Origin of the sequence: Kribbella sp. NPDC004536 (genome assembly GCF_042873835.1) — a bacterium.
Lineage (GTDB): Bacteria > Actinomycetota > Actinomycetes > Propionibacteriales > Kribbellaceae > Kribbella.
The window spans coordinates 1,797,362-1,815,221 of the sequence record NZ_JBIALY010000001.1; the positions used below are offsets into that span (position 1 = coordinate 1,797,362).

Consider the following 17,860-nt stretch of genomic DNA (forward strand, 5'->3'; position numbering starts at 1 on the left):
GGTACGGCGGGATCGGTCGCGGCGGCGATCCGGGTTGGCTCCTGACGGCGATGTGCCGGACCGGGTCGCGCCGGGATCGTCGAGGACATGACGATCGACCTCGAGACCGAGCGCATCCAACGGCGCTCGATTCTGGTGCTGACGGCAACGATCCTGCCGATCCTGTGCCTGCTGGTCTGGCATCCGTGGAGCGCGGACATGGGCGACCTCAAGGTCTACTACCAGTCGGCGCGCGCGTTCGTGCACGGGCAGGACATCTACGACATCCCGGGGCAGGGGCTCGGATTCACCTACCCACCGTTCGCCGCGCTGCTGTTCGCGCCGTTCTCGCTCGGGATCGGCCTCGCCCGGGTCCTGATCACGCTCGCATCGGCCGCGGCGCTGCTGGTGATCGGCTGGACGACCGCGAGGGCGCTCCGCCGGGGACCGCTCGCCGCGCTCGGGATCGCCTTTGCGGCGTTGATGTTCGAGCCGGTCCGGGCGACGTTGGGCCTCGGTCAGATCAACCTGGTTCTGCTCGCGCTGCTGATGCTCGATCTGGTCGGTCCGATGCCGCGGCGGTTCCGTGGCGTACTGATCGGCGTTGCCACCGGCATCAAACTGACGCCGGGCATCTTCATCGTGTTCCTGCTGATCACCAGACGCTTCCGCGAGGCCGCGATCGCCGCCGGCACAACGGCCGCGACTCTCGTACTCGCCTATCTGGTGATGCCGCGGGCAACGATCGATTTCTGGACCAGATACATCTTCGACCCGAGCCGGCCAGGACCGGCCCACTACATCAGCAATCAGTCACTGCACGGCGCGATCGCCCGCTTGGCCGGAGGCCCGGCCGTTCCCTTGTGGTTGCTTGCGGCAACCACCGTTGGCGTCGGCGGACTGTTGATCGCCCGTCGCCTGTACGACCGTGGCCTGCCGTTCGAGGCCGTCGTCGTGACCGCGTTGACCGGTCTGCTCGTCTCACCGATCTCCTGGACCGGTCACTGGGTGTGGATCGTGCCCGCGGCCGCGCTCACCTGGTCGTACTGCACCAAGATGCTGTCGTGGCGTACGGCGTGGGCGGTCGCCCTGACCGCGGTGTTCGTGTCCGGGCTGCCGTGGTGGCTGCCCTTCGCGCACGACCAGGAGTTCCACTACGACGCCGTACAGACCGTGATCGCGAACGCCTACCTGCTCTGCGCGGCTGGACTGTTGGTGAACTCGGAGGCGCGGATGCGGTACACCTGGAGATTGAGGTCGTAGTACTTGTCGGTCTCGCCGACCCACTCCATCCCAAGCCGTTTCGCGGTCGCGATCGCGCGGGTGTTCTGCGGGCGCGCGACGGCGAACAGTTCGTCGACCTCGCCGCCGCTGAACGCCCAGCGCAGCAGCCCGCGGCTCGCCTCGGTCGCGTACCCGTGACCCCAGGCGCTCGGCCGCAGCTGCCAGCCGATCTCCAGATCCTCCTCGTACGGCGGGAGCAGCCGGATCAGCAGTGCGCCGACGACCTCGCCGTCGTCGCGCCGCGCGACCGCCCAACGGCCCGCGGGGACCACGAAGTTCGGCTGGGCCTCGATCCAGGACTGCAGGATCAACCGCATCGTCGCGGCGTCCGGCACCTTGTCGATGGCCGGTGACAGCCAGGGCGCCACGTCGGCGGAGCCGTAGATCTCCAGCGCGGCGTCGGCGTCGTCTTCCTCCCAGTCCCGGATCACGAGCCGGTCCGTCTCCAGCTTCAGCGTCACCTCGCCAGCGTATGCGGCCAGGCCCAGCAAACAACAGGAACGGAAGGTGAAGAACCGCAGGGCGGTCCTGGAACGGACCACCCTGCGGTGGCCGAAGGGCGCCGGGGGGACAGCGCACCTTCGACTTGCGGAGGCGCCGATGGGGGAACGACGACCTCCGCCGCGCCGGAGGCTCCGAGGGGTGGGTTCGGAAAACCTCCGGTGGCTTGTTGTGCGGGGGATCAGCGTGGGCCGAGTTCCAGAGGCTGGGTGCGGATCCACCGGGTGGTCGTCTGCTGCCGGCCCATGGCGATCACGTCGCCCGCGGGGCCGGCGGAGAAGACCCGGCTGGCGGCGGGACGCCGGGAGGCGCCGACACCGCGCTGGACCTCTGCCAGTAGCTGGTTGACCCGCTTCCGCAGGTCCTCCACTTCGGACTGTAGCGCGAGAATGTGCTGAATCCCCGCGAGGTTGATGCCCTCTTCCTGGCTCAGGTGCTGGACGTACCTGAGCTTGGCCACGTCGTAGGCCGAATACCGCCGGCCGCGGCCGGACGCCCGGCTCGGCACCACCAGGCCGAGCCGGTCGTACTGGCGCAGAGTCTGCGGGTGCATACCGGCCAGCTGGGCCGCCACCGAGATCACGTAGATCGGGGTGCGGTCGTCCCAGGTCGGCACCTGGCTGAACGGGATGCCCATCAGGAACTCCCGAACAACCCGGCCCGCAGATCAGGATGATCCGACGCGGAGTTGAACTCCTGCAGCTTTTCCTTCTGCTCGTCGGTCAGCTCGTGCGGCACCTGCACCTCCAGGGTGAGCAGCAGGTCGCCCTTCGTACCGTCCCGGCGGACCGAACCCTTACCGCGGACGCGCAGCTTGCTGCCGTTCGCCGTACCGGCCGGGATCCGGACCGTGACCGGCATGCCGTCCAGGGTCGGGACCTTGATCTCGGCCCCCAGCGCCGCCTCGGTGAAGCTCACCGGGACGTTCAGCGTCAGGTGCTCGCCCTGCCGGCCGAAGATCCGGTGCGGCTTCACGTGCACGGTGACGTACAGGTCGCCCGCGGGGCCACCACGTTCACCGGCCGCACCCTTGCCCTTCAGCCGGATCCGCTGACCGTCCTGCACGCCCGCAGGGATGCGGACCTGCATGGTCTTGCTCGACTGGCCGCGGCCGGAGCCGTGGCAGGTCTCGCACGGCTGGTCCACGACCAAGCCGCGGCCCTTGCACTCGGTGCACGGCTCGGTCATCGCGAACACGCCGCCCTGGACCGAGGTCTGCATCCCGGTGCCCTCGCACTTCAGGCACACCTTCGGCACCGTGCCGTACTTCGCGCCGGTCCCCCGGCAGGTCGGGCACGGTTCGTCGCTGGTCATCCGGAGCCCGACCGTGACACCGTTCACGGCCTCGGCGAACTCGATCGTCGCCTCGGTCTCGATGTCCTGGCCGCGCCGCGGCCGGGCCGTCGTCGAGGTGGTCGTCGTCCGGCCACCACCGCCGAACATCCCGCCCAGGATGTCGCCGAGGCCACCGCCGGCACCGCTCTGGCCGCCGCGGTTGAACAGGTCGCCGACGTTGAAGTCGAAGCCACCGCCCTGCCCGCTGCCGCCCGGCATCCGGAAGCCGCCGCTGCCGAACAGCCGCCGCGCCTCGTCGTATTCCTTGCGCTTCTTCGGGTCGCCGACCACGTCGTACGCCTCGGAGACCTCCTTGAACTTGGCCTCCGCCTTGGTGTCGCCGGCGTTGGAGTCCGGGTGGTACTGCCGCGCGAGCTTGCGGTAGGCCTTCTTGATCTCGTCGGGCTCGGCGGTCTTGGAGACGCCGAGGACCTTGTAGAAGTCCTTCTCGATCCAGTCCTTCGTGCTCATCTGGCGCCTCCCCTCCCGTCCAGCCGGTTACTCCGCGGACTCGTCCGCGGGCTTGTCGTCATCAATGCTCTCCACCGGTCCGTCGGCCTTCGCAGCCTCGGCCGGCAGTTGTTCGGTCGGCTCCGACACGGCCACCCGGGCCGCCCGCAGGATCCGCTCGCCGAGCCGGTAGCCCGGTTGCATGATCATCGTCGCGGTCGGGCCGTCGACCTCGTCGGAGTAGTTGTGCAGCAGGGCCTCGTGGATCCGCGGGTCGAAGGTGTCGCCCTTCTCGCCGAACTTCACCAGGCCGAGCTTCTCGGTGACCCGCTCCAGCGATTCGGCGACCGCCTTGAACGCGCCGTCCAGCTCGCCCGCCTCCCGGGCCCGGCCGATGTCGTCCAGGATCCCGAGCAACTCGGTGAGCACGGTGCCCACCACCAGCTCCCGGGCCGCCTCGCGGTCCCGGTCGACCCGGCGCTTGTAGTTCACGTACTCGGCCTGCAGTCGCTGCAGGTCCGCCGTACGCTCCTTGAGCGCCTCCGTCAGCAGGGCCTCCTGCGCGGACGGACCGATCAGGTCGGACGGGTCCTGCGGCGGCTGACCGCTCGGCCCGCCCGCCGCGGGAGCCCCGTCCGAGGGCTCCCGCAGCTTGCCGGTCTCCGGGTCGATCCGGCGCTTGTCGCGGACGACGGGCTCACCGTCACCGAACTCGCTGCCAGTCGGTCGATCCGTCACTTGTCCTCCGTCTTGTCCTGCGGCCGGTCCTCGTCCACGATCTCGGCGTCGACGACGTCGTCGTCGTTGCTGCTGCTCGCGTTCTCGGAGCCGGCGCTGTCGTCGGCCTGGCCGCCGGCAGCCTGGGCGTTCGCGTACATCGCGGCACCCATCTTCTGGCTGGACTGGGCGAGCTTCTCCGAAGCGGCCTTGACCGCGTCGGCGTCGTCACCCTCGAGGGCCTTCTTCAGCTCGGCGACGCCGTCCTTGACCTCGGTCTTGACGTCGTCGGGAACCTTGTCCTCGTTCTCCTGCAGGAACTTCTCGGTCTGGTAGACCAGCGACTCGGCCTGGTTGCGGTTCTCCACCGCCTCGCGGCGCTTGCGGTCCTCCTCGGCGTACTGCTCGGCGTCGCGGACCATCTGGTCGATGTCGGTCTTCGGCAGCGCGGAGCCGCCGGTCACCGTCATCCGCTGCTCCTTGCCGGTGGCCAGGTCCTTGGCGTTCACGTGCACGATGCCGTTCGCGTCGATGTCGAAGGTGACCTCGATCTGCGGCACGTTCCGCGGCGCCGGCGGCAGGCCGGTCAGCTCGAAGTTGCCGAGCGACTTGTTGTCGCGGGCCATCTCGCGCTCGCCCTGGTAGACCTGGATCATCACCGACGGCTGGTTGTCCTCGGCCGTGGTGAAGATCTCCGAGCCCTTGGTCGGGATCGTGGTGTTGCGCTCGATGATCTTGGTGAACACGCCGCCCTTGGTCTCGATACCGAGGCTCAGCGGGGTCACGTCGAGCAGCAGGACGTCCTTGACCTCACCCTTCAGCACACCGGCCTGCAGGGAGGCGCCGACCGCGACGACCTCGTCCGGGTTCACGCCCTTGTTCGGGTCCTTGCCACCGGTCAGCTCCTTGACCAGGTCGGCCACCGCGGGCATCCGGGTCGAACCGCCGACCAGGATCACGTGGTCGATCTTGCTGACGTCGATGCCGGCGTCCTTGATGACGGCCTTGAACGGGGCGCGGGCGCGCTCCAGCAGGTCGTTGGTCATCTTCTGGAACTCGGCCCGGGAGAGCTTCTCCTCCAGGTGCAGGGGGCCTGCGTCGGTGAGGCTCAGGTACGGCAGGTGGATCGTCGTCTCGGCGGCGCTGGACAGCTCGATCTTGGCCTTCTCGGCGGCCTCGTTCAGCCGCTGCATGGCCATCTTGTCGCCGGACAGGTCGGTGCCGTTCTTGTTCTTGAACTGGGTCACCAGCCACTGGACGATCCGGTTGTCCCAGTCGTCACCACCGAGGTGGTTGTCACCGCTGGTCGCCTTCACCTCGAAGACACCGTCGCCGATCTCCAGCAGCGAGACGTCGAACGTACCGCCACCGAGGTCGAAGACCAGGATGGTCTGCTCGGTGCCCTTGTCCAGGCCGTACGCGAGCGCGGCCGCCGTCGGCTCGTTGACGATCCGGTGCACCTTCAGGCCCGCGATCTCGCCGGCCTCCTTGGTCGCCTGGCGCTGCGCGTCGGAGAAGTAGGCCGGCACGGTGATGACCGCGTCGGTGACCTGCTCCCCGAGGTACGCCTCGGCGTCCCGCTTCAGCTTCTGCAGCACGAACGCGCTGATCTGCTGCGGGGTGAACTTCTTGCCGTCGATGTCGACGGACCAGTTCTCACCCATGTGCCGCTTCACCGAGCGGATCGTCCGGTCGACGTTCGTGGTGGCCTGGCGCTTCGCCACCTCGCCGACCAGGACCTCGCCGTTCTTGGCGAAGGCCACCACCGAGGGCGTCGTACGCGCTCCCTCGGCGTTGGGGATGACGGTGGGCTCGCCACCTTCCAGTACGGCGATGACGGAGTTCGTCGTACCGAGATCGATTCCGACCGCGCGGGCCATGCTGTTACCTCCACGAAGTTGAGTGATGCAGACTCAATGTTGCCGTTCATCCGCCTCGGTTTCAAATCCGTGACTGAACAAACTTGAGTTCACTGGACTCAACATTGCACACCGCCCAGGTCATTCCCAAGGGCGGCCCCGATTTTCGGGGTCCGGGCCAGGGTGCGGCCAGGGAGACCCCTCCCGAAGCAAACGTTTACCGTGCGATGGTGGTCACTGTGAAACTCCGCCCGATGACCGCAGCCGACGCCGCCGCGGTCGTCGCGCTGAACGCCACCGCCGAGGACCTGGTCGGCCCGCTCGGCGCCGACCGGCTGGACTGGCTCCGGCTGATCGCCGCCCACGCCGTCGTCGTCGACCTGGACGGTACGCCCGCCGGGTTCGTCCTCACGTTCACGCCCGGGTCGGCCTACGACGGGCTCGCCTTCGAGTCGTTCACCCGGACGTACGCGGACCGCTTCCTGCTGATCGAGCGGATCGTGATCGGCCCCGAGCACCGCCGCCAGGGCATCGCGACCAAGGTGTACCGGGCGATCGAACGGTCCGCGACGCCGTTCGACCGGGTCGTCGCCGGGGTCCGCCTCGACACCCCGGCGTACGCCTTCCACCTCGGGCGCGGGTACGAGGAGGTCGGCAAGCAGCGGCTCCCCGACGGCACGATCACCACGCTGATGTCCAAGGAACTGGCCGGCTGAAGCGCTAGCGTCGGGGCGATGAGCATCGCGATCGACGTCTCCGCGGGGAACAGCCGGACCATCGTCAAGGGCATCGTCGGGCTGGGCGTGGCCGCCGCGGTCTGCCTGGTGCTGAGCGTACTGGCGAGCGGCAGCGTGCGGGCCACGTTCCTGGTGCTCGCGGTGATCCTGCTGCTCGTCGGAGGCATCCCCGCGCTGAAACTGCGGACGCTGACCCGGACGCGGCGCTTCTGGTTCGACCCGAACGGCCTGCGGTACGAGGACCCTGCCGGGTCGTGGGGCTGCTACTGGGGCGAGCTCGCCGGTCTCGCCGTACTCACCTCCGGCCACACGGTCCGCAATGCGCAGACGAACCTGCCGCAGGTGTACGGCCCATACGTCAGCCTCCTGCTCGTACCGGCCACGCCCGACTTCCTCACCCGCCACCCGGAGCTCGCCCCGCACCAGGACCCGAGCGGGCAACTCACGATCCCGCTCGGGCCCAACCCCGAACTCCTCCCGGCCTTCGACCAGGCCGCCCGTACGTACGCTCCCACCATCTACCGCGGCTAGAGCTGCCGTACATCGAGCAGCGCGCGCAACGGGAGCTCGTGCCGCAGGCGCGGATCCATCATCCCGTCGACGATGCAGGCCGCCCCGATCCAGCGCGCCCCACACTCCTCGACCAACGCTTTCCCCACCACCGCCGTCGCCCCGGTATCAGCCCAGTCGTCAACCATCAACACCCGATCCCCCGACCGGACCAGCTGCCGCCGGAACCCGAACACCTGCTGCCGATCCTGGTAATCAGGCCCGGTCGTCCGCGAAACCCACCGATCGCTGTCGACCGCCGACCCCGCAGCCTTCCGCATCTCGACGAACCCGACCCCGACAGCAGCCGCCGTCAAAGCCCCGACCAAGGACCCCCGGGACACCGGACCGAGCACCACGGTCGGCACCTCGTCGTACAACGACGCCAACGCCGGCCCGATCTCCCTGAGCAGCACCGAATCCCGCCACCACCCAGTCAGATCGGCATAACTACTTCACACACCCCGATCCGTACTCCACCGGAATGCACTACGAAGCCGCGCCCTCGTGTCCATGCCCTCAGCCTCTCGCATCCGCAGCCGGCACGCAGGTGGTTTTGCGGACCGCCAGGCCACCACAATCAACCACCCGGGCGTCGCTCACGCTCACGCCCAGGGCAGCGGGGCGATTGTGATGGCCCGGGGATCCGCCTGTGGACAAGTCCGCGCGGCGTGGTCCGCAGTGCGGGATCATCGAGCACATGCCCGAGGTTGTCGATGTGCTGCTCCGCCGCAACGGCACGGCGACTTTCGGGGAGTTGCGGGCGCTGGTGACCGGTCGCGCGATCCGGTCAGCGCTCGACGGCGGGACGATTCGACGGATCGCGAAGGGGGTCTACTCGCTGCCGGCGGCGCCGGATCCGATCGCAGCCGCTCGCGCCCAGGGCGGCCTGATCTCCCATCGCAGCGCTGCCGTGCTGTACGGCTTCGGCATACTCGAGCTCCCCGACAAACCAGAGGTCACCGTCCCGCGCGGGCAGCACCGCCGACTGAGCCCGGTCGACTGTGTGCTGCACCGGGCCGACGAGGTTCCCTCCGACGGGTTCTGCACATCGAAGCTCCGAACAGTCCTGGATTGCGCCCGGACTCTGCCGTTCGCGGACGGTCTGGCCGTCGCCGACTCGGCGCTACGGTTGCGGGCCGTGGACCATTCACAGTTGATGGTCGCGGCAGCCGAACTCCGCGGACCGGGCAGCCTGCGAGCCAGACGAGTGGCGGCGGCTGCTGACGGACGAGCCGAGTCGGTGTTGGAGTCGGCACTGCGGGCCATCATCATCGAAGAGGGGATTCCCGGGTTCGAGCCGCAGGTCGCGGTTCAGGACGGCAGCTTCTCCGCTCGGATCGACCTTGGTCATCGTGCTCTGTTGATCGCAGCCGAGACGGACGGCTTCGCGTATCACGGTACGCGTGCCGCGCTTGCACGCGACTGCCGCAGGCATGTGGGGCTCACCCTACGTGGGTGGCGATTGCTGCGCTTCACGTGGGAGGACGTGATGTACGACCGTGAGTGGGTGGTTGCCGCGTTGCGCGACGCGATCGCCGGTTCCCCAGGCCATCACAATGTGCCGCCCGCGTGGGCGAGCAGGCGTGGGGCGGCCGCGTAGCGGGGATTGTGGTGGCCTGGCGGTTCGGTCAGACAGGCCGGCCTGCGATGAAGGTCTGGGTTATCAGGGGGACGGCGGGGCGGTAGGCGAGGTGGAGGTAGGAGGGGGCGTCCAGGACTGCCAGGTCGGCTTGGGCGCCGGGGGTCAGGTGGCCTAGGTCGGGGCGGCGGAGGGAGGTGGCGCCGCCGGCCGTGGCGGACCAGAGCGCTTCGGCGGGGGTCATGTGCATTTCGCGGACTGCCAGGGCGATGCAGAAGGGCATCGAGGAGGAGTAGCCGGAGCCTGGGTTGCAGTCGGTGGCCAGGGCTACGGTGACGCCGGCGTCGAGGAGGCGGCGGGCGTTGGGGTACGGGGATCGGGTGGAGAACTCGATCGCGGGGAGGAGGCCGGCTACTACGCCGGTGGAGGCGAGGGCGTCGATGTCGGCGTCGGTGAGGTAGGTGCAGTGGTCGGCTGCGGCGGCGCCGACTTCCGCGGCCAGTTGTACGCCGGGGCCTTCGCCCAGCTGGTTCGCGTGGATGCGGGGCTGCAGACCGCGGGCGAGTCCGGCCTGGAGGATCGCGCGCGCCTGGTCGGCGTCGAAGGCGCCGCGTTCCACGAAGACGTCGATCCACTTCGAGTACTGGGCTGCGGCGTCGAGCATCGGGCCGGTTACCAAGTTGACGTACGCGGCGGGGTCCTGGTCGGCCGGTACTACGTGAGCTCCCAGGTAGGTCGTCTCGTCGGTGAACTGGCCGGCGATGCGGAGTGCGCGGGCTTCGTCCTTGACGGTGAGGCCGTAGCCGGACTTGATCTCGACCGTGGTCGTGCCCTGGCGGCGCATCTCGGTGACGAGGCGGGCGACGTTGGCGGTGAGCTGTTCGTCGGTGGCGTCGCGGGTGGCGGCGACGGTGGTACGGATGCCGCCGGCGGAGTACGGCGTACCGGTCATCCGGGCGGCGAACTCCTCGGCGCGGTCGCCGGCGAAGACCAGGTGCGAATGGGAGTCGACGAAGCCGGGGATGACCGCGCGGCCGCCCAGGTCGACCGCGGCGTCGGCCGGTGGTGCGTCTCGTCGCGGGCCGACCCAGGCGATCGTACGGCCGTCGATCACCAGGGCGGCGTCGTGCAGTTCGCCTAGCAATCCACCGTGCGTGGGGGCGTTGGTCACCAGGGAGGTGATGCCTGTCAGTACCAGTGAGGTCATCGGGTCACCGCCTGGATCGACTTGGTCAGCTGTGCTGCCACATCCAGTCGAATGTGCTTGCCGTCGGCAACCACATGATTTCCTGAGACGAGCACATCTGATACGTCGGAGGCGGTGGCGGCGAAGACGGCAGCCTCCGCGGCACCGGCGGGAGTGGTGGCGCCGGTGGGAGTGGCGGCGGTGTGGGTCGTGCCGGCGGTGCGGACGGTGTCGAGGCGGATGGCTACCAGGTCGGCTCGGGCGCCGGGGGCGATGGTGCCGGCGTCGGGGAAGCCGATGGAGTGGTGGCCGGTGGTGGTGGCTGCCTTCAGGAGTTCGGGGGCGGACCAGTGGCCGCGTTCCTGGGTGGCGAGGCGTTCGTTCAGTTCCACAGCGCGCATTTCCTCGAACAGGTCGATGATCGCGTGGCTGTCGGAGCCGAGCGTCAGCGGGGAGCCGGCGTCGCGCAGTTGGACGGAAGGACCGATGCCGTCGGCGAGGTCGCGTTCGGTGGTCGGGCAGAAGCAGGAGTACGTCGCGGAGCTCCCGAGCAGCCCCACGTCGACCGAGGTCAGGTGCGTCGCGTGCACGGCACTCGTCCGGCCGCTGAGGAATCCGGCCTCGTCGAGGACCTGTGTCGGCGTCCGCCCGTACGCCGCGAGGCTTGCCTCGTTCTCCGCGACCTGCTCGGACAGGTGGATGTGCAGCGGTACGTCGGGGAACGCCGACGCGACCGCGCCGAGCTGCTCCTGCGGTACGCCCCGGATCGAGTGCGCCGCCGCACCGATCACCACGTCGTCGCCGCCGCTGAGCTGCGTGACCCGGGAGGCCCAGGCCGTCGCATCCCCGTCGCTGAAGCGTTGCTGGACCTCGTTCAGCGGTTGATCGATGCCACCGGCAACGTAACAGGTGTCGAGCAGCGCGATCCGGATACCCACGTCGCGGGCGGCCGCGATCAGCGCCGCGCCCATCGCGTTCGGGTCGTCGTACGGCCGGCCGCCCGGCGCGTGATGCAGGTAGTGGAATTCACCGACCGCGGTGATGCCGGCGAGCAGCATCTCGCCGTACACGCCCTTCGCGAGCTCGTAGTACGAGTCGGGGGTGAGCGCGGCGGCGACGGCGTACATCTGCTCGCGCCAGGTCCAGAAGGTGCCGCGCTCAGTCTGCGTACGGCCGCGGAGCGCGCGGTGGAACGCGTGGCTGTGGCAGTTCGCGAGGCCCGGTACGACGAGGCCGTGCAGGACCGTGGCGTCGCCGGGATCGGTGTTCGGCTCGACCGCGGTGAAGCGGCCGTTGTCCACGGTGAGCAGGACGCGAGAGGCGAGGCCATCGGGGAGGAGCGCGGTCTCGCACCAGTACGTCCTCACTTCGCGAGGTCCTTCAGTACTGCGGCCAGGGCGTCGACGCCGGCGAGACAGTCGTCCAGCTCGGCGTACTCCGCCGGGGAGTGCGAGATGCCCGTCGGGTTGCGGACGAACAGCATCGCGGTCGGGATGCCGGCGTCGGAGAACACGCCTGCGTCGTGGCCGGCGCCGGTCGGCAGCACCGGGGCGCCGCCTAGTACGCCGGCGAGGCGGTCGCGCAGGCCGGCCGGGAAGTCGACGATCGGCGAGACGGACTCGGGCGTGACCTCGAGCGTCGTACCGTCGCGTTCGGCGCGTTCGGTGGCTTGCTTGGTGATTGCCGCTAGCAACGATTCGAGGGTGGCGGTGTCGGCGGCGCGGGCGTCGAGCCAGGCGGTGACCTGGGACGGTACGGCGTTGGTGCCGTTCGGCTCGACCGACAACCGGCCGAACGTGGCGCGGGCGCCGGCCAGGCGGGCCTGTTTGTTCGCGGCGAGGGCGGTCATCGCGTACGTCAGCATCGGGTCGTGCCGGTCTTCCATCAGGGTCGTACCGGCGTGGTTGGCCTCACCGCCGAACGTGAACCGGTACCGGCCGTGGGGCCAGATCGAACTCGCCACGCCGACTGGTGCGGTCAGTCCTCTGCCCTGCTCCACATGCAGTTCTACGAAGGTCCCCATCCGCTTCAGGAGCGGCGAAGGACCTACTCCAGCCGGATCGAGCCCGGCGGCTTCCAACGCTTCGGAGAGCAGCACGCCTGAACGGTCCGTCAATGCGAGTGCCTTCGAAGGCGGGAGAACACCGGCCGCGACCCGGGACCCCAAGCAGGGCATCCCGAACCGCGACCCCTCTTCCTCGACAAAAGCTCCGATCCCAAGAGGCACACTGGGTTCGAATCCCTCCGCCCGCAACCGATCCACAGCCGCCAAAGCAGAAACCACCCCCAACGGCCCGTCGAACGCCCCGCCATCGATCACGGAGTCCAAATGACTCCCGGTAACCACACCAGGACCGTCCGACGAACCCCACCAGGCGATGAGGTTGCCGATGCCGTCGGATTCGACGGGGAGGTTGCGGGTGGCGCACTGGTCGAGGAACCAGTGCGTCGCCTCGCGTTCGGTGGGGGTCCAGCCGCCACGGGTGTACCCGCCTGTTTCCGGGTCACGGCCGATGGCGGACTGGTCCGCCCACAGGGATTCGAAACTCAAGACAGGACTCTCAGGACAGTGGGTTCTTCGACAGCCAGTCCTTCGCGACCGCGTCGGCGCTCTCCTTGCCGACGTCGATTCGCTTGACCAGGTCGGTCAGCGCGTCGGTGGTCAGCTTGGCGTCGACCGCGTTCAGCGTGGCGACGACGTCGTCGGACTTGTGGTCGGTCCGGATCAGCGGAACGATGTTGTTCGGCGGCAGGATGTGCTCGGGGTCCTCCAGCTGGACCCAGCCCTTGTCCTTGATCACGGCCTGCGTGGTGAACAGGTCGGTCACCTGGATGGTGTTGTCCTGCAGCGCCTTGATGCTCAGCGGACCGCCCGCGTCCAGCGTCTTGTAGTCCTTGAAGTCGACGCCGTACTTCTCCTTCATGCCCTTCAGCCCGGCGGTCCGGACCTTGAACTCGGAGCTGCCCCCGGCGACCAGGTTCTTGCCCTTCAGGTCACCGATCGACTTCAGGCTGTACTTGTCCGCGGTCTCCTTGGTCACCACGATGGTGTCCTCGTCGGTGGCCGGCGACATCTCCAGGATCTCCAGACCCGGCGTCAGCGCCTTCTTCAGCGCGTCGTACGCCTTCTGCGGGTCGGTCTCGGTGGAGTTCTTGTCGAAGTACGCGAGCGAGGCGCCGGTGTACTCCGGCACCAGGTCGACGGACCCGTCCTTGATCGCGGCCATGTAGGTCTCGCGGTTGCCGATGTTCGGCTTCTTCTTCACGTCGATGCCCTTGGCGGCGAGCGCCTGGCCGTAGATCTCCGCCAGCAGCTGGCTCTCGGAGAAGTCGGCGGACCCGACGGTGATGCTCGTCACCTTGGACGGTGCGGGCGAGGACCCCGCGTTGTCGCTGCCGAGCTGGTTGCCCCCACCCCCACAGCCGGCCAGGCCGAGCACCGCCACCCCGGCGATCGCAGTACGGATGAGCGTGGATCTCAACACGAGAGCCTCCAGTGTTCTCGTTCAGCCACCGGCCGGTGCCGATGGATGTCTCTCAAGTTCATCAGGTAGCCCGGACAGTTCAGCCGAGTTTCAGTCCCGGCGAGACGGTGAGCCGTCCGATCAGGGCGAACAGGGCGTCCAGCAGCAGCGCGAGCAGCGCCACCAGCAGCGCACCGGTGAACATCTGCGGGAAGTCGCGCAGCTTCAGCCCGTCGATCACGTACCGCCCGAGGCCGCCGAGCGACACCAGCGCGGCGATCGTCGCGGTCGACACGATCTGCAGCGTCGCGCTCCGGACGCCGGAGATGATCAGCGGCATCGCGATCGGGATCTCCACCTTGGTCAGGATCTCGCGTCCGGTCATCCCCATCCCCCGGGCGGCGTCGATCGTCGCCGGATCGACACCCGAGATGCCGGCGTACGTCGACGCGAGGATCGGCGGGATGCCCAGCGCGACCAGCGCGATCAGCACCGGCAGGAAGCCGATCTGGTTGGTCAGGAGCACCGCGAGCATCAGCAGCCCGAGGCTCGGCAGCGCCCGGGCCGCGTTGCCGGCGTTGATGGCGAGGAACGCACCGCGCCGGGTGTGCCCGATCCGCAACCCGATCGGCAGCCCGATCACGACGGACAGGCCGAGCGCGGCAAACGTGTACCAGAGGTGCTCGAGGATCCGGGCCCAGATGCCTTCGTTACCGGACCAGTTGTACGAGTCGGTCAAGTACTGCCACATGTCACGCCACCTCCGCCACAGGCCGTGCGACCCGCGCCCACGGAGTGAGCGCCCGTTGCAGGGTCACCAGTACGAGGTCCGCGAGCAGCGCGAGCGCCAGCGACAGCACCACACCGACGACGACGGGCGTGAGGAAGTCCTTCTGGAAGCCGAGCGTGAACAGCTCGCCGAGGCCGCCGATGCCGATCACCGCGCCGACGCTCACCATCGAGATGTTCGCGACGGTGACGACGCGGAGCCCGGTGAAGATGACCGGTACGGCGATCGGCAGGTCCACCGCGACCAGCCGGTGTAGAGCCCCGTACCCGACGGCGATCGCGGACTGCCGGACGTCAGGTGGTACGGAGCGGAGCCCGTCGATCACATTCCGGATCAGCAGCGACACCGTGTAGATGGTCAGCGCCACGATGATGTTCACCGTGGACAGCACCTTGGTCCCGAGCAGCGCGGGCAGCACGATGAACAGCGCGATCGACGGCAGCGAGTACAGCAGCCCGCCGAACGCGATCAGCGGATTCGCCAGCCACGAGTAGCGCGTCGCGACGTACCCGAGAGGAATCGAGATGATCAACCCCAGGATCACGGGGACGATCGCCAGGTAGAGGTGCTCGCGCAACTGTTCCCAAATCAGGCCGAGGTTGTCGCCGATCCACGTCATGAGCGGAGCGCCTCAGCTACGGAACCTTGGTCGACGACGCCGACCGCGCGGCCTTCGTCGTCGACGACGACGCCCAATCCGTTCGGGGACGTCAGTACGGCGTCCAGCGCCGCGCGGAGGGAATCGCCGCGCTTGAAGACCGCGCCGACCGGCTCGATCTCCTCGGACCCGTTCCGCCAGCCGACCGGTACGCCGTCGTTCAGCGCGAGGTCGTCCGGCAACGGCTGCACGGTGAGCTGATCGGTGTAGATGAACGTCAGGGCGCGGTAACCGCGGTCCTGTCCGACGAAGCCGCGGACGAAGTCGTCGGCCGGGTTCGCGAGCAGTTCGGCCGGCGGGGCGAACTGGGCCAGCTTGCCGCCGACCTGCAGGACGGCGACGTTGTCACCGAGCTTGATCGCCTCGTCGATGTCGTGCGTGACGAACACGATCGTCTTGCCGATGTCGCGCTGCAGCCGGAGCAGCTCCTCCTGCAGCTGGTGCCGGACGATCGGGTCGACCGCGCTGAACGGCTCGTCCATCAGCATGATCGCCGGATCGGCCGCGAGGGCACGCGCGACGCCGACTCGTTGCTGCTGGCCACCGGACAGCTGGGCCGGGTACCGCTCGGCCATCTTCGGGTCCAGGCCGACGCGTTCCAGCAGCTCCATCGCCGTCGTGCGGGCCTTACGTTTGTCCCAGCCGAGCAGCTTCGGCACAGTCGCGATGTTGTCCACCACGGTCTTGTGCGGGAACAGCCCAGCGTTCTGGATCACGTACCCGATCCCCCGCCGCAGCGTGACCGCGTCCTGCGAGTTGATGTCCGCGCCGTCGATCGAGATCGTCCCGCTGGACCGCTCGATCGTCCGGTTGATCATCCGCAGCGACGTGGTCTTGCCGCAGCCGGACGGCCCGACGAACACGGTGATCTGGTTGCTCGGGATCCGCAGGGACAAGGTGTCGACGGCGACGGTGCCGTCCGGATACTGCTTGGTGACGTCCTCGAACTCGATCATGGCGCCCCTTCGCGCTCGTTGGTCGCCCGATTGACCCTAGCGGACCGAGAGACCGAAGCCACGCGATCAGACGGTTTCTCGGTCCGTGGAAAGTGCCGTCGAAACTGCGGTGAATGTGGACTGTATCGGTAGAGATACTGACCGTGGTCAGGACTCCCGCATCGGGACCCTGACACCCTTCTCGTCCGCGACCTCGACGGCCTTGTCGTAGCCGGCGTCGACGTGCCGGATGACACCCATCGCCGGATCGTTGGTGAGTACGCGTTCCAGCTTCTGCCGGGCCAGGTCGGTGCCGTCGGCAACCGATACCTGGCCGGCGTGGATGGACCGGCCGATGCCGACGCCGCCGCCGTGGTGGATCGACACCCAGGACGCGCCGCTGGCCACGTTCACCATCGCGTTCAGCAACGGCCAGTCCGCGATCGCGTCCGAGCCGTCGAGCATGCCTTCGGTCTCCCGGTACGGCGAGGCGACGCTGCCGGTGTCCAGGTGGTCGCGACCGATCACGATCGGGGCCTCGAGTTCACCGGAGGCCACCATCTCGTTGAACCGTACGCCGGCCTTGTCCCGCTCGCCCTGGCCGAGCCAGCAGATCCGCGCCGGCAGGCCCTGGAACGCGACCCGCTCACCGGCCAGCTTGATCCAGCGGCTCAGGTGCTCGTTGTCGGGGAACAGGTCGAGAATCGCCTGGTCGGTGCGAGCGATGTCGGCCGGGTTGCCGGACAGCGCGGCCCACCGGAACGGGCCCTTTCCTTCGCAGAACAACGGCCGGATGTACGCAGGTACGAAGCCGGGGAACTCGAACGCCCGGGCGTACCCGGCCTTGCGCGCCTCGTCCCGGATCGAGTTGCCGTAGTCGAACACCTCGGCGCCGGCGTCCTGGAACTCGACCATCGCCTGCACGTGCTTGGCCATCGACTCCTGCGCGCGCTCGGTGAACCCGGCCGGGTCCTTCTCCCGGGCGGTCGTCCAGTCCTCGAACTCGACGCCGATCGGCAGGTACATCAACGGGTCGTGCGCCGACGTCTGGTCGGTCACGACGTCGATCGGCGCACCACGCTTCAGCAGGTCGGGAACGATCGTCGCGGCGTTGCCGAGGACACCGATCGACAACGGCTTGCGCGCCTTCTTGGCCTCTTCCGCGAGCCGCAGCGCCTCGTCGACGGACGACGCCCGTACGTCCAGGTACCGGTGCTCGATGCGCCGCTGGATCCGGGACTCGTCGACGTCGATACAGATCGCGACGCCGTCGTTCATCGTCACGGCCAGCGGCTGCGCACCACCCATGCCGCCGAGGCCTGCGGTCAGTGTGATCGTGCCGGCGAGGGTGCCGCCGAACTTCTTCTCCGCTACCGCGCCGAACGTCTCGTACGTACCCTGCAGGATGCCCTGGGTGCCGATGTAGATCCACGACCCGGCCGTCATCTGGCCGTACATCGTGAGGCCCATCGCCTCGAGCTTGCGGAACTCTTCCCAGGTGGCCCAGTCGCCGACCAGGTTCGAGTTGGCGATCAGCACTCGCGGTGCCCACTCGTGCGTCTGCATCACGCCGACCGGGCGGCCGGACTGGACGAGCATGGTCTCGTCGTCCTTCAGCGTGGTCAGCGTCCGGACCATCGCGTCGAACGAGTTCCAGTCCCGGGCGGCCTTACCGGAACCGCCGTACACGACGAGTTCGTCGGGGTGCTCCGCGACCTCCGGGTCGAGGTTGTTCTGCAGCATCCGCAGCGCGGCCTCCTGCTGCCAGCCGCGGGCGGTGAGCGTGGTACCGCGGGGCGCGCGGACAGGACGTGGTCCGGACATGGGTGATCCA

General features: G+C 68.6%; 18 protein-coding genes. 4 read left to right on the plus strand and 14 right to left on the minus strand.

Translation table 11 applies throughout. The annotated features are described in order from the left end of the window. Positions 1 to 87 precede the first annotated feature (87 nt). Entirely contained in the window at positions 88 to 1,242 is a 1,155-nt protein-coding gene (locus ACFYRU_RS08940) for a glycosyltransferase 87 family protein (protein WP_387654903.1), read from the plus strand. Here ACFYRU_RS08940 and ACFYRU_RS08945 read toward each other — a convergent pair. From ACFYRU_RS08945 to dnaK, 5 genes are all read right to left on the minus strand, one after another. Further along, positions 1,167 to 1,724: a GNAT family N-acetyltransferase gene (locus tag ACFYRU_RS08945; protein ID WP_387654906.1), complete on the minus strand. Its 558-nt coding sequence runs from the start codon at positions 1,722 to 1,724 to the stop codon at positions 1,167 to 1,169. The two genes, ACFYRU_RS08940 and ACFYRU_RS08945, sit on opposite strands and share 76 nt — an antisense overlap. Before the next feature lie 221 nt (positions 1,725 to 1,945). Further along, positions 1,946 to 2,401, minus strand: coding sequence for a heat shock protein transcriptional repressor HspR (locus ACFYRU_RS08950; RefSeq protein ID WP_387654909.1), 456 nt, complete (start codon positions 2,399 to 2,401; stop codon positions 1,946 to 1,948). After that, entirely contained in the window at positions 2,401 to 3,570 is a 1,170-nt protein-coding gene (dnaJ, locus tag ACFYRU_RS08955; RefSeq protein ID WP_387654912.1) for a molecular chaperone DnaJ, read from the minus strand. The genes ACFYRU_RS08950 and dnaJ overlap by 1 nt, the downstream gene beginning before the upstream one ends. A 27-nt stretch (positions 3,571 to 3,597) precedes the next feature. Then, a complete protein-coding gene (gene grpE / locus ACFYRU_RS08960; protein ID WP_387654914.1) occupies positions 3,598 to 4,287 on the minus strand; it encodes a nucleotide exchange factor GrpE in 690 nt (229 codons plus the stop codon). Further along, complete coding sequence (gene dnaK / locus ACFYRU_RS08965) at positions 4,284 to 6,146, minus strand: molecular chaperone DnaK (RefSeq protein ID WP_387654917.1); 1,863 nt, start codon at positions 6,144 to 6,146, stop codon at positions 4,284 to 4,286. The genes grpE and dnaK overlap by 4 nt, the downstream gene beginning before the upstream one ends. Before the next feature lie 233 nt (positions 6,147 to 6,379). Between dnaK and ACFYRU_RS08970 the strand changes: the two genes are divergently transcribed. Both ACFYRU_RS08970 and ACFYRU_RS08975 read left to right on the plus strand, forming a co-directional pair. After that, positions 6,380 to 6,841 carry a GNAT family N-acetyltransferase gene (locus ACFYRU_RS08970; RefSeq protein ID WP_387654920.1) on the plus strand — a complete coding sequence of 154 codons (462 nt, stop codon included), beginning with the start codon at positions 6,380 to 6,382 and terminating at the stop codon, positions 6,839 to 6,841. A gap of 18 nt (positions 6,842 to 6,859) precedes the next feature. Further along, positions 6,860 to 7,393: a hypothetical protein gene (locus ACFYRU_RS08975; protein ID WP_387654923.1), complete on the plus strand. Its 534-nt coding sequence runs from the start codon at positions 6,860 to 6,862 to the stop codon at positions 7,391 to 7,393. Here ACFYRU_RS08975 and ACFYRU_RS08980 read toward each other — a convergent pair. Next, a complete protein-coding gene (locus ACFYRU_RS08980) occupies positions 7,390 to 7,827 on the minus strand; it encodes a phosphoribosyltransferase family protein (RefSeq protein WP_387654926.1) in 438 nt (145 codons plus the stop codon). The genes ACFYRU_RS08975 and ACFYRU_RS08980 overlap by 4 nt on opposite strands. Before the next feature lie 236 nt (positions 7,828 to 8,063). Between ACFYRU_RS08980 and ACFYRU_RS08985 the strand changes: the two genes are divergently transcribed. Beyond that, a complete protein-coding gene (locus ACFYRU_RS08985) occupies positions 8,064 to 9,014 on the plus strand; it encodes a hypothetical protein (protein ID WP_387654929.1) in 951 nt (316 codons plus the stop codon). Between the two features lie 28 nt (positions 9,015 to 9,042). Here the strand turns inward: ACFYRU_RS08985 and hutI are convergent, their stop codons facing one another. The 8 genes from hutI to hutU form a co-directional block, all read right to left on the minus strand. Then, positions 9,043 to 10,200, minus strand: a complete 1,158-nt coding sequence (gene hutI / locus ACFYRU_RS08990; protein WP_387654932.1) for an imidazolonepropionase — start codon at positions 10,198 to 10,200, stop codon at positions 9,043 to 9,045. Next, on the minus strand, positions 10,197 to 11,546 hold the full coding sequence (locus tag ACFYRU_RS08995; protein ID WP_387654934.1) for a formimidoylglutamate deiminase: 1,350 nt from the start codon (positions 11,544 to 11,546) through the stop codon (positions 10,197 to 10,199). The genes hutI and ACFYRU_RS08995 overlap by 4 nt, the downstream gene beginning before the upstream one ends. Next, the gene (locus ACFYRU_RS09000; protein ID WP_387654936.1) at positions 11,543 to 12,730 is read right to left on the minus strand and encodes an allantoate amidohydrolase; all 1,188 of its coding nucleotides are present in this window, start codon (positions 12,728 to 12,730) and stop codon (positions 11,543 to 11,545) included. The genes ACFYRU_RS08995 and ACFYRU_RS09000 overlap by 4 nt, the downstream gene beginning before the upstream one ends. 10 nt (positions 12,731 to 12,740) lie before the next feature. Next, entirely contained in the window at positions 12,741 to 13,664 is a 924-nt protein-coding gene (locus ACFYRU_RS09005) for an ABC transporter substrate-binding protein (protein ID WP_387654938.1), read from the minus strand. A gap of 79 nt (positions 13,665 to 13,743) precedes the next feature. Continuing rightward, positions 13,744 to 14,394 carry an ABC transporter permease gene (locus ACFYRU_RS09010; RefSeq protein WP_387654940.1) on the minus strand — a complete coding sequence of 217 codons (651 nt, stop codon included), beginning with the start codon at positions 14,392 to 14,394 and terminating at the stop codon, positions 13,744 to 13,746. Position 14,395: 1 nt separating this feature from the next. After that, entirely contained in the window at positions 14,396 to 15,052 is a 657-nt protein-coding gene (locus tag ACFYRU_RS09015; RefSeq protein WP_387654942.1) for an ABC transporter permease, read from the minus strand. Further along, the gene (locus tag ACFYRU_RS09020) at positions 15,049 to 16,047 is read right to left on the minus strand and encodes an ABC transporter ATP-binding protein (protein WP_387654945.1); all 999 of its coding nucleotides are present in this window, start codon (positions 16,045 to 16,047) and stop codon (positions 15,049 to 15,051) included. The genes ACFYRU_RS09015 and ACFYRU_RS09020 overlap by 4 nt, the downstream gene beginning before the upstream one ends. A gap of 147 nt (positions 16,048 to 16,194) precedes the next feature. Continuing rightward, the gene (hutU, locus tag ACFYRU_RS09025) at positions 16,195 to 17,850 is read right to left on the minus strand and encodes a urocanate hydratase (protein WP_387654948.1); all 1,656 of its coding nucleotides are present in this window, start codon (positions 17,848 to 17,850) and stop codon (positions 16,195 to 16,197) included. Positions 17,851 to 17,860 lie beyond the last annotated feature (10 nt).

What these genes read in the sequence shown, in the direction of transcription:
- ACFYRU_RS08950 (WP_387654909.1), bottom strand. Translation starts at nt 2,401, where the DNA reads ATGGGCATCCCGTTCAGCCAGGTGCCGACCTGGGACGACCGCACCCCG.
- ACFYRU_RS09015 (WP_387654942.1), bottom strand. Translation starts at nt 15,052, where the DNA reads ATGACGTGGATCGGCGACAACCTCGGCCTGATTTGGGAACAGTTGCGC.
- ACFYRU_RS08975 (WP_387654923.1), top strand. Translation starts at nt 6,860, where the DNA reads ATGAGCATCGCGATCGACGTCTCCGCGGGGAACAGCCGGACCATCGTC.
- ACFYRU_RS09010 (WP_387654940.1), bottom strand. Translation starts at nt 14,394, where the DNA reads ATGTGGCAGTACTTGACCGACTCGTACAACTGGTCCGGTAACGAAGGC.
- ACFYRU_RS08940 (WP_387654903.1), top strand. Translation starts at nt 88, where the DNA reads ATGACGATCGACCTCGAGACCGAGCGCATCCAACGGCGCTCGATTCTG.
- ACFYRU_RS09020 (WP_387654945.1), bottom strand. Translation starts at nt 16,047, where the DNA reads ATGATCGAGTTCGAGGACGTCACCAAGCAGTATCCGGACGGCACCGTC.
- ACFYRU_RS08970 (WP_387654920.1), top strand. Translation starts at nt 6,380, where the DNA reads ATGACCGCAGCCGACGCCGCCGCGGTCGTCGCGCTGAACGCCACCGCC.
- dnaK (WP_387654917.1), bottom strand. Translation starts at nt 6,146, where the DNA reads ATGGCCCGCGCGGTCGGAATCGATCTCGGTACGACGAACTCCGTCATC.
- dnaJ (WP_387654912.1), bottom strand. Translation starts at nt 3,570, where the DNA reads ATGAGCACGAAGGACTGGATCGAGAAGGACTTCTACAAGGTCCTCGGC.
- hutI (WP_387654932.1), bottom strand. Translation starts at nt 10,200, where the DNA reads ATGACCTCACTGGTACTGACAGGCATCACCTCCCTGGTGACCAACGCC.
- hutU (WP_387654948.1), bottom strand. Translation starts at nt 17,850, where the DNA reads ATGTCCGGACCACGTCCTGTCCGCGCGCCCCGCGGTACCACGCTCACC.